Origin of the sequence: Salarchaeum japonicum, from assembly GCF_049705945.1 — an archaeon.
Lineage (GTDB): Archaea > Halobacteriota > Halobacteria > Halobacteriales > Halobacteriaceae > Salarchaeum > Salarchaeum japonicum_A.
Genome location: NZ_JBNAMV010000004.1, coordinates 480630 through 494373 on the forward strand (window position 1 = coordinate 480630; position 13744 = coordinate 494373).

16 protein-coding genes are annotated in these 13744 nt (G+C 68.4%); 11 read left to right on the top strand and 5 right to left on the bottom strand.

The annotated features are described in order from the left end of the window. Positions 1-85: 85 nt before the first annotated feature. The 5 genes from ACOZ4O_RS04200 to ACOZ4O_RS04220 all read left to right on the top strand — a co-directional run bounded on the left by ACOZ4O_RS04200 (position 86) and on the right by ACOZ4O_RS04220 (position 5145). The gene (locus ACOZ4O_RS04200) at positions 86-850 is read left to right on the top strand and encodes a helix-turn-helix transcriptional regulator (protein ID WP_424524058.1); all 765 of its coding nucleotides are present in this window, start codon (positions 86-88) and stop codon (positions 848-850) included. A 121-nt stretch (positions 851-971) separates the two neighbouring features. Next, positions 972-1388 carry a DoxX family membrane protein gene (locus tag ACOZ4O_RS04205; protein WP_424524059.1) on the top strand — a complete coding sequence of 139 codons (417 nt, stop codon included), beginning with the start codon at positions 972-974 and terminating at the stop codon, positions 1386-1388. A 64-nt stretch (positions 1389-1452) separates the two neighbouring features. Further along, complete coding sequence (locus ACOZ4O_RS04210) at positions 1453-2325, top strand: ATP-binding cassette domain-containing protein (RefSeq protein ID WP_424524060.1); 873 nt, start codon at positions 1453-1455, stop codon at positions 2323-2325. After that, positions 2322-4115, top strand: coding sequence for a PrsW family intramembrane metalloprotease (locus ACOZ4O_RS04215; RefSeq protein ID WP_424524061.1), 1794 nt, complete (start codon positions 2322-2324; stop codon positions 4113-4115). The genes ACOZ4O_RS04210 and ACOZ4O_RS04215 overlap by 4 nt, the downstream gene beginning before the upstream one ends. After that, positions 4108-5145 carry an ABC transporter permease gene (locus tag ACOZ4O_RS04220; protein ID WP_424524062.1) on the top strand — a complete coding sequence of 346 codons (1038 nt, stop codon included), beginning with the start codon at positions 4108-4110 and terminating at the stop codon, positions 5143-5145. Before ACOZ4O_RS04215 ends, ACOZ4O_RS04220 begins: the two co-directional genes overlap by 8 nt. On the opposite strand, the gene ACOZ4O_RS04225 is transcribed toward ACOZ4O_RS04220, so the two are convergent. Further along, positions 5146-5571: an EamA family transporter gene (locus ACOZ4O_RS04225; protein ID WP_424524063.1), complete on the bottom strand. Its 426-nt coding sequence runs from the start codon at positions 5569-5571 to the stop codon at positions 5146-5148. A 77-nt stretch (positions 5572-5648) separates the two neighbouring features. On the opposite strand from ACOZ4O_RS04225, the gene ACOZ4O_RS04230 reads away from it, so the two are divergent. Further along, positions 5649-6053, top strand: a complete 405-nt coding sequence (locus tag ACOZ4O_RS04230) for a GIY-YIG nuclease family protein (protein WP_424524064.1) — start codon at positions 5649-5651, stop codon at positions 6051-6053. On the opposite strand, the gene ACOZ4O_RS04235 is transcribed toward ACOZ4O_RS04230, so the two are convergent. Together ACOZ4O_RS04235 and ACOZ4O_RS04240 are read right to left on the bottom strand one after the other, a co-directional pair. Further along, positions 6050-6709 (bottom strand): RAD55 family ATPase, encoded by a 660-nt coding sequence (locus ACOZ4O_RS04235; RefSeq protein WP_424524065.1) that lies wholly within the window; start codon positions 6707-6709, stop codon positions 6050-6052. The genes ACOZ4O_RS04230 and ACOZ4O_RS04235 overlap by 4 nt on opposite strands. A 303-nt stretch (positions 6710-7012) precedes the next feature. Further along, positions 7013-8659: a potassium channel family protein gene (locus ACOZ4O_RS04240; protein ID WP_424524066.1), complete on the bottom strand. Its 1647-nt coding sequence runs from the start codon at positions 8657-8659 to the stop codon at positions 7013-7015. 62 nt (positions 8660-8721) lie between these two features. Between ACOZ4O_RS04240 and ACOZ4O_RS04245 the strand changes: the two genes are divergently transcribed. Next, the gene (locus ACOZ4O_RS04245) at positions 8722-9147 is read left to right on the top strand and encodes a DUF4149 domain-containing protein (RefSeq protein WP_424524067.1); all 426 of its coding nucleotides are present in this window, start codon (positions 8722-8724) and stop codon (positions 9145-9147) included. 34 nt (positions 9148-9181) lie between these two features. On the opposite strand, the gene ACOZ4O_RS04250 is transcribed toward ACOZ4O_RS04245, so the two are convergent. Continuing rightward, positions 9182-9376: a CopZ family metallochaperone gene (locus ACOZ4O_RS04250; RefSeq protein WP_424524068.1), complete on the bottom strand. Its 195-nt coding sequence runs from the start codon at positions 9374-9376 to the stop codon at positions 9182-9184. Positions 9377-9647: 271 nt separating this feature from the next. Between ACOZ4O_RS04250 and ACOZ4O_RS04255 the strand changes: the two genes are divergently transcribed. The 4 genes from ACOZ4O_RS04255 (at position 9648) to ACOZ4O_RS04270 (ending at position 13384) form a co-directional block, all read left to right on the top strand. Then, positions 9648-12215 carry a heavy metal translocating P-type ATPase gene (locus ACOZ4O_RS04255; RefSeq protein ID WP_424524069.1) on the top strand — a complete coding sequence of 856 codons (2568 nt, stop codon included), beginning with the start codon at positions 9648-9650 and terminating at the stop codon, positions 12213-12215. Then, on the top strand, positions 12212-12805 hold the full coding sequence (locus ACOZ4O_RS04260) for a winged helix-turn-helix transcriptional regulator (protein ID WP_424524070.1): 594 nt from the start codon (positions 12212-12214) through the stop codon (positions 12803-12805). Before ACOZ4O_RS04255 ends, ACOZ4O_RS04260 begins: the two co-directional genes overlap by 4 nt. A gap of 24 nt (positions 12806-12829) precedes the next feature. Next, a complete protein-coding gene (locus ACOZ4O_RS04265) occupies positions 12830-13033 on the top strand; it encodes a heavy-metal-associated domain-containing protein (protein WP_424524071.1) in 204 nt (67 codons plus the stop codon). A gap of 75 nt (positions 13034-13108) precedes the next feature. Beyond that, positions 13109-13384 carry a helix-turn-helix transcriptional regulator gene (locus tag ACOZ4O_RS04270; protein WP_424524072.1) on the top strand — a complete coding sequence of 92 codons (276 nt, stop codon included), beginning with the start codon at positions 13109-13111 and terminating at the stop codon, positions 13382-13384. Here ACOZ4O_RS04270 and ACOZ4O_RS04275 read toward each other — a convergent pair. After that, on the bottom strand, positions 13376-13732 hold the full coding sequence (locus tag ACOZ4O_RS04275; RefSeq protein WP_424524073.1) for a winged helix-turn-helix transcriptional regulator: 357 nt from the start codon (positions 13730-13732) through the stop codon (positions 13376-13378). The genes ACOZ4O_RS04270 and ACOZ4O_RS04275 overlap by 9 nt on opposite strands. Positions 13733-13744 lie beyond the last annotated feature (12 nt).

A 13744-nucleotide genomic window follows, 5' to 3' on the forward strand; every position in this document is an offset into this window, starting at 1 on the left:
CACTCACGAGGTGCACATTTCCCGGCCCTACGCACCACCTTTATATTAAAAGAGTGTTGACCTTGACACATACGTGGTGTCGAGGATGACAGAGGACTCGTCGGAGCTGGTGGGCCTACTCGCGCAGCGTGGCGGATACCTCGAGAGCATCGCGGACGGCGTGACCGAGAAGCGCGCGCTGGTCGACGCCCACGACGCCTCCCGCTCGACCGTCGACCGCGCGGTCCGCCAGCTCGCCGACGCCGACCTCGTCGAACGGACGCACGGCGAAGTCGAGCTCACCACGACGGGTCGCCTCGCGCTCGACGCCTACACGACGTTCCGTGACCGCGTCGCCGCCGTCGGCGACACGAACGACGTGCTGGCCGCGGTGGACGACGGCGGCGCGCTCGACGTTCGGCTGTTCGAGAACGCGACCGTCGTGGAAGCCGAACACACCCCGCAGAAGCCGATGGAGGCGGTCGCGGACGTGCTCCGAGAGGCGAGCGAGGTGCGGGTGTTCGCGCCGCTCGTCATCTCGAACCAAGTCGAACTCTACCGGGACCGCGTCGCCGACGGCTCGCTCCGCGCGGACGTGGTCGTCACCCAAGCCGTCCTCAACGAACTCGTCGCGAACTACCAGGACACCGTGGAGACGTTCGCCCGGGCCGACGACGCCGCGCTCTCGCTCACCGAGACCGACCTCCCCTACGGCCTCGTCCTCGCGTCGCTCGATGACCGGGACGTGGTGCTCGTCGTGTTCGGCACCGGCCCCATCGCCGGCGTCCTCCGGAACGACGACCCCGACGCTATCGACTGGGCGGTCGAACGGTTCGACGCGGTCCGCGCGGACGCGACCCGCCTCGCCTGACCAGCCTCGCCTGACCAACTAACACGCGTGTCACCCCGTTACCCGAGGGTTCGCTTACGCATAAGTCCGTGAGGCGAGTACCGTGGAGTATGTCACTCGACACGACAGAGGTGCGTACCGCATGGCAGTAGACGGCGACGCCGGACTCTTCCTCCTGCTCGGCCGCCTGCTGTTCGGCCTGACGCTCGCGTTCATGGGCCTGAACCACTTCCTCAACCTCGAACAGATGACGGGCTACGCGGAGTTCAAGGGCCTGCCCGCGCCCGGCTTCATGACCGTCGCGTCCGGCGTGATGCTCCTCCTCGGCGGCCTCGGCATCGCGGCCGGCGCGTACCCCGTGCTCAGCGCGGGCACGCTCGCCGTGTTCAACTTCGTCTCCGCGTTCACGATGCACGCGTTCTGGAGCGTCCCCGACGACCAGCAGCAGGACGAGATGACGCAGTTCCTCAAGAACATGGTCATCACGGGCGGCGCGCTCGCGTTCCTCGCCATCGGCGGCCAAGACTGGACGTACGCCGTCGGCGCCTCCCTCTTCTAACCGCACCGTAGCGGTTTTCGCGACTGCCGTAACTACGATATGCCCGACGCGCTCGTGTTCAGATATGATATCCGTGGACGGCCTGGCGAAACAGTACGGTGACGTGAGCGCCGTCCGCGGCGTCGACCTCGACATCCGCGAGGGCGAGGTGTTCGGCCTGGTTGGCCCGAACGGCGCGGGGAAGACGTCGACGCTGAAGATGCTCGCCGGCCTCGTCGACCCGACCGCGGGGTCCGCGACCGTGAACGGCTACGACGCCCAGGACCCCGAGATGCGCCGGTCGCTCGGCTTCCTCCCCGAGGAATCCCCGCTCTACGAGGACATGACGCCGCGGGGCTACCTCCGCTTCTTCGCCGACCTCTACGACGTGGACCGCGACACCGCGAACGACCGCATCGAACGCGCGCTCGACCGACTCGACCTCGACGCCCGCGACCGCCCCGTCGGCGACTTCTCGAAGGGAATGAAGCGGAAGGTCGCCATCGCGCGCTCGCTCGTGAACGATCCGGACGTGCTCATCTACGACGAACCCGCGTCCGGCCTCGACCCGCTGACGACGAACGAAGTCGTCGAGTTCACGCGCGAACTCGCAGACCGCGGGAAGACCGTGCTGTTCAGCGCGCACGACCTCTACCACGTCGAGTCCGTCTGCGACCGCGTCGCAATCATGAACGACGGCCGCATCGCCGCGGAGGGGACGCTCGCGGAGATTCGCGACGAGTACGGCCGCATCGAGTACCACGTCTACACGTCCGTCCCCGTCCCGGACGCCACCCAATCGGGCGAGCGATACGAGGTCACGGTGGACGGGATGGACGGCGTGGAGCGCGTGCGCAGCGAGGCCGAATCTGCCGGCGGCAAGGTGCTCGACATCCGCACCCGCGAATCGACGCTCGAGGACGTGTTCCTGGACGTGACCCGGGAGGGCCGGGCGTGAATCCGCGCCGCGTCCTCCGCATCGCGCGCTGGGAGGCGACGAGGAGCACCGGGAACGTCGACCGCCGAACGGCCCTCCTCCTCGTCGGCGTCGTGCTCGCGCTCGCGGTGCTCGCGCCCGTCCTCGTCGCCGTCCAGCCGAGTCCCGGCGAGGGCATCTACCGCGTCGGCGTGGACGAGGACAGCCGCTACCACGCCGTCGTCGAGCGGAACGACCAGCTCCGCGCCGTCGACGCCGACCCCGGTGACGTGGCCGCGGGCGACGCCGAACTCAGTATTCGCGGCAGCCAGTTCTACGTCGGCGACTCCGCGAAGGCGCAGGCAGCGCTCTCCGAACTCCGGGCGGCCGTCGTCGCCTACAACGACTACCTGATGAGCCTCGAATCCGACCGGGCCGCCGCGTTCCCCGTCTCCGTTACCCTCCAGTACCTCGAACAGGACGCGACCGGCGCGCCCACTGACGGCGCTGGCGCACCCGGCGGTGGGACTGGAAGCGGGGGCAGCGGCACCGGTGCCGGCGGTGACGGCGGCGGGACGACGACCGCGCCCGACGGCGGAACGACGACCGCACCCGGCGGCGGTACTGGAAGCGGCGGCGGTGGCGTGCCCGCGGTGCCGGGCGGCGCGTTCGGCGGGACGCAGACTGGGACGCCGAGTTCGCTCAGTCCGCCGTTCCCGCTGCGGTCGCTCGTGCTCGCGTTCGCGTTCCTCCTGCCGCTGAACGTCCTCATCCAGGCGTACGGGTCGAGCGTCATCAACGAGCGCATCAACCGCCGCGGCGAACCGCTGCTGGTGTCGCCCGCGAGCAGGGGCGACATCGTGCTCGGGAAGACCCTGCCCTACCTCGGCGTCGCGGCCGCAATCACGGCCGTCATCGCGTTCGCCGTCGGCGGCGGTCTCGTGAGCGTGCTCGCCGTCCTCCCGCTCGCCGCGCTGTTCCTCGCGGCGACGTTCGTCGGCGCGATGCTCGCGCGCTCCTACAAGGAACTCACGTTCGTCACCGTGTTCGTCAGCGTCCCCCTGATGGCGTACGCGTTCGTCCCCGCGGTCTTCACCGAAGTCCACCCCATCGCCGCCATCAGTCCGCTCTCGCTCGTCGTGCAGGACTTACAGGGCGCGCCCGTCGGCCTCGGGGAGTTCCTGTTCGGCACGCTCCCCGTCTCGCTCGCCGCGGTCGTCTGCTTCGCGCTCGGCACCGGCGTCTACCGCGAGGAAGACATGTTCACCCAGCGGCCGGTGCCCGCGAAGGCGATGGACGCGCTCGCCGCGCCCCTCCATTCAATCTGGCGCGTGGGCGTGTGGACGGCGCTGTTCATCCCGTTCGCGTTCATCGCGGAACTGTTCGCGGTCGCGAGCCTGTTCGTCCTCCCGGCGTCCCTCGCGCTCCCCGTCCTCTTCGCCGCCATCGCGGTCGTGGAGGAGGCCGCGAAGAGCCTGCACGTCCGGGCGGGCCTCCTGCGCTCGCGGTTCCCCAGCGACCGCCGCACCGCGCTCGCGCTCGGCGTCGCCTCCGGAACGGGGTTCTTCCTCGGGGAGAAACTCACGCTCATCACCCAACTCGTCGGCCTCCCCGGCCTCGAACTCGGACAGGCCGCGTTCGGCCCGACGCTCGGCGCGAGTCCGCTCGTACTCGTCGTGTCGCTGTTCGCGCCGCTCGTCCTCCACACCGTCACCGCGTCGGTGAGCGCGCTCGGCGCGCTCGGCGGTCGACGGAAGTACCTCGCCGGGTTCGGCGTGGCCGTCCTGATTCACCTGGCGTACAACCTCACGGTGGTGAACGCCGTTGCGTGACCGCCTCGTCGTCGGACGGCGCGAACTCGCGAGCCTCCGCTCCGAGAAGACCATCGTGCTCGCCCTGATAATCCAGCTGTTCATCGCCGCGTTCTCCTCGTTCCTCGTCGTCGGCCTCGTGAGCCTCTACAGTCCGAGCGCGAGCCAGGGCGACTACGTCGTCAACGTCGGAGTCGCGGGGAACGCGAGCGACGACCTCGCGCCCGTCGTCGCGAACGACCGCCGGAACCCGGTCCTCTACGAGAACGAGAGCGAGGGCCTCGCCGCGTTCACCACCGGCGACGTGGACGCGCTCCTCCTCGCGAACAAGTACCCGGACGGCCACGTCGAGGTGTCCGCGTACGCCCCAGAGGGAAGCTTCCGAACGACGCTCGTCGTCGTGCAACTGAAGGACGTGCTCTCGGAGTACGAACGCCACCTCCGCGACGACCTCAGCAGCCACCTCACCCGGGAGCCGCTCGCGCTCCCGCCGGAATCCGCCGGCTCGACCTACTACGGGTTCACGTACACCATCCTCCTCCCGCTCCTGATGTTCCTCCCGGCGTTCATCAGCGGGAGCGTCGTCGCCGACACCCTCAGCGAAGAACTCGAACGCGGCACGTTCGAACTCCTCCGCGTGACCCCGCTCTCCGTCCCCGAAATCGTGGACGGGAAGAGCCTCGCGATGATCGCGCTCGCGCCGGCGCAGGCCGCTCTCTGGCTCGCGTTCCTCGGCCTGAACGGCATCCGCGTCGACCACCCGCTCGGCATTCTCGTCCTCACCACCGCGCTGGCCGCCGTCCTGGTGGGCGGGGGCGCGGCGCTCGCGCTCCGACTCGGAGAGCGCCGGGAGACCCAGCTCGTCTACTCCTTCGGCGCTATCGGCGTGTTCGCGCTCGCGTCGCTCCTGCCGGAGAGCCCGCAGAACGTCGTCGCGAAACTCGCCGTCGGCAGCACCACGCCCCTCACGTACCCGACCATCGTCGGGTTCGCGGCCGCCGCAGTCGCGTGCTTCGCGCTCGCCCGATACGTCGCGGGCGGCATGGACTGACTACTGGCCGGGGCCCGCGGTGAGGTAGACGGCGATCGCGGCGAACCCGATTCCCGCGACCTTGCGGAGCGTGAGGTCGTCCCCGAGCCAGACCGCGGAAACGATGGAACTCGTGACGATGAACATCCCGAATACGGGCACGACGACGCTCACCGGCCCGGTCGCGAGCGCCTGATAGTACGAGAGAATGCCGACCGTGAGACAGATACCGGCGGCGTACACGTACACCGCGCGGGGATGCGTGAGGTAGGGCGTGACGGGAATGTCGACGTAGAGGACGACCGCGAGCGACCCAACGACCAGCACGGCGTTCGCGAGGAGCGCCGCGACGGTCGAGGGGATGTCGACCGTCGCGACCTTCATCAGGGGCGCGACCATCGTGTACCCGAGCAGGGCGACGACCGCCCACTTCAGATAGGCTTCCATACCCACGAAAAACACGAGTACGCGAAAGGGCGTGTCGGTTCGGAACCGTCGAGTACCCACGGACCGAATCGCGGCGCGTGCAACCGGGAACGTACACGCTCCTCCTGGCACTCGACGCGGCCGACACCGTCCGGTTCGGCGCCGCGGGCGACCGCGACCTTGACGCCGGCTACTACGCGTACACCGGAAGCGCGTTCGGCGCGGGCGGCCTCTCACGCGTCGACCGCCACCGCGAACTCGCCGCCGAAGAGCGCGATATCCGGCACTGGCACGTCGATTACCTCCTCTGTCACCCGGAGACGCGGCTCGTCGACGCGTACACCGCGGAGAACGAGGACCGCGAGTGCGAGATAGCGCGCCGGCTCACAGACGCGCTCTCACCGGTTCCGGGGCTCGGCGCGTCCGACTGTGACTGCGACACGCACCTCGCGTACGCCGAGGACCGAGAAGAAATCGTGAGCGTGCTCGACGGACTGTACTAGTCGAGCGCCACCCAGTCCGTCGGGGAGTCGGTGACGCCCCGAACTCGGGCCTCGCGGATGCCGTCGTCGGTGACGCGTATCTGAATCATCCCGTCGAACAGCTGGCTGAGCGTGTTCACGACCTGCTCGTCGTGGCTCTCCGGGTCGATGGCGAACAGCCCGAGCCAGTCCCGGCTCTGAATCTGACTCGTGAACACGTGCAGGAAACGAAAGAGCCGCTGGAGGTCGACGTACATCAGGAGCGGGCTGAGGGAGTCGAAGCCGATGCGGAGTCGTTCGACGCCGTTGTTTTCCGCTTCTCGGGCGAGTTCGGAGAACTCGATACCGATGCCGGTGAGTTCGCCGGGCGAGGAGACGTTCCGGACGAAACTCCGCTCACCCTCGCTCCCGCCGCTTCGCGAACTGACGCTGTCGATGATGCGGAAGAAGCTCGTTCGGTCGCCGAGGAGGTCGTTGTAGTCCTCGGCGAGGTCCTCCGCGGGGTTCCGGGACGTGACGACGATAGCGCCCTCGTCGTCGTCCGCGCCGCGAGCGAGGAGACGGAGCAGTAGCTGGCGCTTCCCGGACATGGCCGGCCCGCTGACGAGCAGGTTCGTCCCGGGTTCGACCTCCGAGAGGAGTTCCGGCGGAAACACCCCGTCTAGTTTGTATGGCATTTCTACAGGATGATGGGATGGGAAGGCGAGGCCTCGCCTTGGTTAGGCCGACATAGGCCGACGAGGCATAAGTATGTGAGGGATATCGGCGTGAGACAGTGCCGCGTCCGCCACCGAATAGGGCGGGCCGTGCCGGGATTCGAACGGCTCAGTCGCCGGGCCCGCACCGGGTCCCGGCGGCCCGACGAACGGAGCGGGAGCGTCGGCACGCGCTATCGCCTACCGCGCGCCGCACTCGGTCTCGAACTCACACACATCTATCTCGACGACGTACCCAGGGGACTAAAACGCGTCGGCCTACTGTCACGGGGTACCAGGCCGCACGTCCGCGAGCTCGGTGAACCGCGCGATGTCGTCGTCCGTGCCCGCGACGACGAGCGCGTCGCCCTGTTCGATGCGGAAGTCGGGGGACAGGTCGGACTTCACGGTCCCGTCGCGCTGCACGGCGATGACCGTAGAGCCGGTGCGTTCGCGGATAGCGGACTCCCGGAGCGTCTGCCCGACGAACGCCGGCGCCCGCGTCCGCACGATGTCCACCTGATTGTCGAGACTCATCACGTCCTCGCCGAGGAGCGTGGACGCGAGCATCCGGCCGCTGACGGTGGCGAGCGCGAGCACGTAGCCCGCGCCAGCGGCGTACAACCGGGGTTCGGCGCGCGCGTCGTTCGCGCGACACAGCACTTCCACGTCCGGGTAGTTCTCGCGCGCGACCAGCGTCGTGAACACGCTCGCGGCGTCGTCACCGAGCGCGAGCAGGAGCGCGCTCGCGTCCGCCAGCCCCGCCTCGTCGAGCGTCGCCTCCTCGGACACGTCTCCGACTACGTCGACGCCGGGCATGTCCTCGCGGTCGACGACCGTGTGCGGGATATCGTTCTCGTCGAGGACTTCGCTGACGCGCGTGCCCGTGTCGCCGTAGCCCGCGACGACGACGCGACCGCGGTCGTGCGGCCGGGACTCCGCGAGCGTGAGCGCCTTCAGGTCGGCGAGCGAATCGTCGTCGCCCGCGACGAGGAGGATGGTGCTGCGGTCGAGTTCGCGGCCGGGGTCGGGGCCCGCGACGAACTCGCCCGCCGTCCACAGGCCGATGACGTTCACGCCCGTCTCCTCGCGGACGTGGCTCTCGGCGAGCGTGCTTCCGTCGAGCGCGCTCCCGCGCTGTATCGGCATCTCCGCGACCTCGAAGTCGTCGCCCAGTCGAACGGTCTCCCCGAGGTCGGTGGTGACGGCGTTCGTCACCTTGTTCGCGAGGCTGCGACCGAGAATCTCGTGCGGGGAGAGCACGCGGTCCGCGCCCGCGTACCGGACGTAGTGCGCTCGACTCGGGTCCGCGACGAACCCGACGACGCGAACGTCCTCGTCCACCTCGCGCACGCTCAACGCGAGCGTCGCGTTCGTCTCGTCGGACGCGTCCAGCACGACCGCGCGGGCGTCCCGAACGGAGACCGCGTCCAGCACGTCGGCGTCCTCCGCGTCACCGTGGACGACCGAGACGCCGGCCTCGTGGAGGTCCTGTGCGGCCTCCCGGTCGGGTTCGACGACGACGTAGTCGACGGTCTGCGCGTCGAGTTCGTCGATGAGCGCTTCCACGCGGTCCGTGTACCCGCAGACGACCACGTGGTCGGTGAAGTCGACGCTCTCCGGCGGTTCGACCTCCAGCCGGCGCTCCACCCACGGCACGACGAACAGGGGGAGCGTGAGGAACAACATCAGAACGCCCGTGAGCTGCATCGCGTCCATCAACAGCAGGATGCCCGCAGTGTCCCAGCGGCCCGCGTCCTCGCCGTACCCCGTGGTGGTGAACGTCTCGACGACGATGTGGAACGCGTGAACGAGCGTGACGCGCTCGCCCTCGAACACCGCCATCCCGACCTGATACGCGAGCGTGTAGCCGGCCATGATGACCGCGAGGAGCGCGAGGTAGCCGACGGCGCGGCGCTGCTGTCTCTCCATTCACTCTCCCTTCCCGCGGCCGAAGCATAAAACGAATGCCGCTGGAAACAGAGGGAGACCGTATGTCACTCGCCGCCGCGGCCGCGTCCTTCGTCGCTGACCTCGCGCTCGGCGCGTGGCTCGGTGCGATGGCGTTCTTCTCGTTCGTCGCCGCACCGACCACGTTCAGTGTCCTCGGCACGGACGACGCCGGCCCCGTCGTGAACGAGATCTTCCCGACGTACTACCAGGTCGGTCTCGGCCTCGGGTTCGTCGCGCTCGGCGGAATCGGCGTCACCGACGAACTCGCCGGCCTCGACTACTACTGGGTCGCCTACGGCGCGACCGCTGTCGCCATCGTCGCCGCGGCGTACGCCCGCTACCGCCTCATCCCGAAGATGGAAGCAGCGGGCGACGACGCGTTCAGCCAGTACCACTCGCAGAGCGTTGCGCTGAACGCGCTCGCGATGCTCGCGGTGCTCGTCGCGCTCGCCGCCACCCACGTGTAACGTCCACGGCGTCGAAAACGGGGAGAATCCGGCGTCAGGCGGACGCGTCGTAGCCTGCGTCCTCGACCGCCTGCACGAGAACGTCCGCGTTCGCGTCGCCCTCGACGGTCGCGGTGCCGAGTTCGCGGTCGACGTGTACGCTCGTGACGCCGTCGACGCCCGAGAGCGCGTCCTCGACCTTCTGCTCGCAGTGCCCACAGGTCATGCCGCTGACGGTGAGTGTCGTCATACCTAGAGACAGAACGTCCCGACTTTTCCCCGTTTTCCCTCCGAGAACACCCCCGAAACCGGACCGAACCTCAGAAACGAAGGCGGTTCGAGAGCGGCTCAGGAGCCGTTTTCAGCCACCTCCGTCCGATTCACTAGTCAGGAAGTCCTGTTTTCGGGCGTCGAACAGCCGCCTGATTCGAGGTTTTGCCTTGGATTTCACGGCTGAGCGGCGTGTGGACGCGGGGAGAGCAGTGACAATCCACTAAAGCGACGCGCGTGTACGTTCTCCCATGACTAGAACTGCGCACGTGGACATCACGGGAATGAGCTGTGCGAACTGCTCGCAAACCGTGTCGTCCGCGCTCGAATCCCTCGACGGCGTCACCGAGGCGAGCGCGAATTTCGCCACGGACGAGGCGACCGTCGAGTACGACCCCGAGACGGTGTCGCTCGCGGCCGTCTACGACGCCATCCGGGACGCCGGCTACGAGCCGGTGAGCGACACCCGGACGATCGGGATTTCGGGGATGAGTTGCGCGAACTGCGCGCAGACGAACCGGGAGGCGCTCGAATCGGTTCCCGGCGTCGTCGCGGCGGACGTGAACTACGCGACCGACGAGGCGCAGATCGAGTACAATCCGAACGACACCTCGCTCGACGCGCTCTACGACGCCATCGCGGACGCGGGCTACGAGCCGATTCGGGAAGCCGAGGGCGACGAACCGGACGCGCGGGAGGTCGCGCGCACCGAGGAAATCGAGCGCCAGCGTAACCTCGTGCTGTTCGGCGCGGTGCTCTCCGCGCCCCTGCTCGCGATGCTCGTGGAGCACTTCTTCTTCCCCGAACTCCTCCCCGACGCGGTGTTCGGCGTCGGACTGGGCTGGGTGATGTTCGCGCTCGCGACGCCCGTGCAGGTCGTGCTCGGCAGGGAGTTCTACGAGAACGCGTACACCGCCGTCGTTCGGAACAGGACGGCGAACATGGACGTGCTCATCGCGCTCGGGTCGTCGACGGCGTACGTCTACTCCGTCGTCGCACTGCTCGGCCTTCTCCCGAACGCCGGCCTCTACTTCGACACGGCCGCGCTGATTCTCGTGTTCATCACGCTCGGGAACTACCTCGAAGCGCGCTCGAAGGGCCAGGCGTCGAGCGCGCTCCGCGAACTCCTCGAGATGGAAGCCGACACCGCGACGCGAGTGCGCGAGGACGGCAGCGAGGAGGAGATATCGGTCGACGACATCGAGGTCGGCGACCGGCTCAAAGTCCGTCCCGGCGAGAAGGTGCCGACCGACGGCGTGGTCGTGGATGGCGAGTCCGCGGTGGACGAGTCGATGGTCACCGGCGAATCGGTGCCGGTGTCGAAGGAACCCGGCGACGAGGTCATCGGCTCCACCATCAACGAGAACGGCGTGCTCGACGTCGAGGCGACGAAGGTCGGCTCCGAGACCGCCATCCAGCAGATCGTCGAGCGCGTGAAGGAAGCGCAGAGCCGGCAGCCCGAGATTCAGAACGTCGCGGACCGCGTGAGTTCCGTGTTCGTCCCCGTCGTCATCCTGAACGCGCTGTTCTGGGCGACCGTGTGGTACGCCGCGCCCGGCGCGCTCGCGGACCTCGTGCAATCGATTCCCGTCTGGGGGCTGGTCGGCGGCGGCCCCGGCGCGGTCGGCGTGTTCGAGTTCGCTGTCGTCGTGTTCGCGTCCGCGGTGCTCATCGCGTGTCCGTGCGCGCTTGGCCTCGCCACCCCGGCGGCGACGATGGTCGGCACCACCATCGGCGCGAAACACGGCGTCCTGTTCAAGGGCGGCGACGTGCTCGAACGCGTCGAGGGCGTCGACACGGTCGTCTTCGACAAGACCGGGACGCTCACCACGGGGGAGATGTCGCTCACGGACGTGGTCGCGCTCGACCGCACCGCCGCCGACGGTGGCGCGGTCGCGCAGGGCGATACGGGCGCAGATACGGAATCGAGCGAGGAGTTCGTGCTTCGAATGGCGGCGAGCGCCGAACGCGGGAGCGAACACCCGCTCGCCGACGCCATCGTGCAGGGCGCGCGCGACCGCGGCGTCGAACTCACCGACCCCGTGGACTTCGAGAACGCGCCCGGGCGGGGCGTTCGCGCGACCGTGGACGGCCGCGAGGTTTTGGTGGGGAATCGTGGGTTCCTCGACGAGAACGGCGTCGACACCGACCCCGGCCGCCGCGAGTTGGAGCGTCTCGAATCCGAGGGAAAGACGGCGATGCTCGTCGCCGTCTCGGGCGACCTCGTCGGACTCGTCGCGGACGCGGACACCGTGAAGGACACCGCGAAACGCGCGGTGAGCGAACTCCGCGAGCGCGGCACCGACGTGTGGATGCTCACCGGGGACAACGAGCGCACCGCGCGCGCCGTCGCCGAGGATGTCGGTATCGACCCCGCGAACGTCCGCGCGGGCGTGCTTCCCGACGAGAAAGCGAGCGCGGTCGAGGACATCCAGCAGTCCGGGAACGCGATGATGGTCGGGGACGGCGTGAACGACGCGCCCGCGCTCGCCGCCGCCTCGGTCGGCACCGCCATCGGCTCCGGGACCGACGTGGCCATCGAGGCCGCGGACGTGACGCTGATGCGGGACGACCCGCTCGACGTGGTCCGGGCCGTGCGCATCAGCGAGGGAACGCTCGCGAAGATACGCCAGAACCTCTTCTGGGCGCTCGGGTACAACACCGCGATGATTCCGCTCGCGTCCATCGGCCTGCTCCAGCCGGTGCTCGCCGCGGGCGCCATGGCGCTCTCCTCGGTGTCCGTCCTCTCGAACAGCCTATTGTTCCGGACGTACACCCCCGACCACGACTACCGCCTACTTGGGTGGCTGCGCCCATGAGGGGGCTCGACGACGTCGACCGCGAGATACTCGACATCCTCTCCGAGAACGCGCGCACGCCGTACAGCGACATCGCGGACGCGGTGGACCGCGCGCCGCCGACGGTCTCGGACAGAATCGACCGATTGCGCGACCTCGGCGTGATTCGGCGGTTCACGGTGGACCTCGACCGGAGCAAACTCGACGCCGGCACGCCCGTCCTCGTCGAACTCGCGGTCGCACCCGAGTCCGTCGACGACGTGCGGGAAGCGCTCCGCGCGGCCGAGGCGGTGGAGCGCGTGTACGTCACCGCCGGCGACCGCGTGCTCGCGCACGCTCACGTCCCCGGCGACGTACGCGGGTTCCTCGACCGCGTGCTCCCCGACGAGGGCGTGCGGTCGCGGGACGTGTCGTTGCTCTCCGACGCCGCGAGCGCGTCCGGCGTCGGCGACGTGTCGCTCGCGCTCTCCTGCGCGGAGTGCGGGAACACCGTCACCGCGGAGGGCGAGTCCCGCGACATCGACGGCGACACCTACTACTTCTGCTGTTCGTCCTGCGAGGCGCGGTTCGTCGAACGCTACGAGTCGTTTGCGGACGCCACAAACGCCTAAAGCGTCCGGGTTCTTCTCCGACGTATGTCGACGACTGTGTCAGTCAGCGACCTCACGTGTGACGGCTGCGAACGAATCGTGCGCGACGCGCTCACCGACGTGAGCGGCGTCGAATCCGTCGAAATCAGTCAGGAAGACGACGAAGCCGTCGTGGAGGGCGACGCCGACCACGACCGCCTCCTCCGCGCCGTGGACTACGCGGGCTACGACGGCGAAATCCAGGAGTAGGTTACCTCCGAGTAACCCCCTGACAAGGTCGTTACCGAGCGCCTAAGAGGGTGGCACTCCTTTCACTAGACCACGATGGACGACGTACTCTCCGAGCTGCCGCCGAGCGCGAAACTCGTCGTGAAGGTTCTCGAATACAACGGCGGCATGACCCAGAAAGAGATCGTCGAGAAGTCGCGACTCTCCCAGCGAACGGTTCGCGACGCGCTCGACCGCCTCCAGGAGAACGACCTCGTGGAGAAAGACATCTACATCCCCGACGCCCGCCAGAACCTCTACCGGCTCGCGCTCGCGGAGAGCGACGACGAGACCGAGGAGGAGGCCGTGGAAGCCGAAGCCCTTCTAGACTAAGTTTTCCGCCGGTTCGAGGTACTGTTCGCCCCACGTGGCGAGCGACTGCACCACCGGTTCGAGGGATTCGCCGAGTTCGGTGAGGGAGTACCGGACGCGCACGGGTTTGTCCTGCACGACCTCGCGGTCGACGAGTCCCTTCTCTTCGAGGTCGTCGAGGCTCTCGGAGAGCACCTTGCTGGAGATGCCGTCCACGTCCTCCTGGAGTTCGTTGAATCCGAGGGCGTCCGCGCGGAGGAGGCGGTGGATGATGACTGGGTGCCACTTCTTCCCGATGAGGGAGGCGGTGGCGGTGATGGAACACCAGTCGTTGCCGGCGCACTCGACCGGGACCCGTTGGTCGGTCATACGAATCAAAAG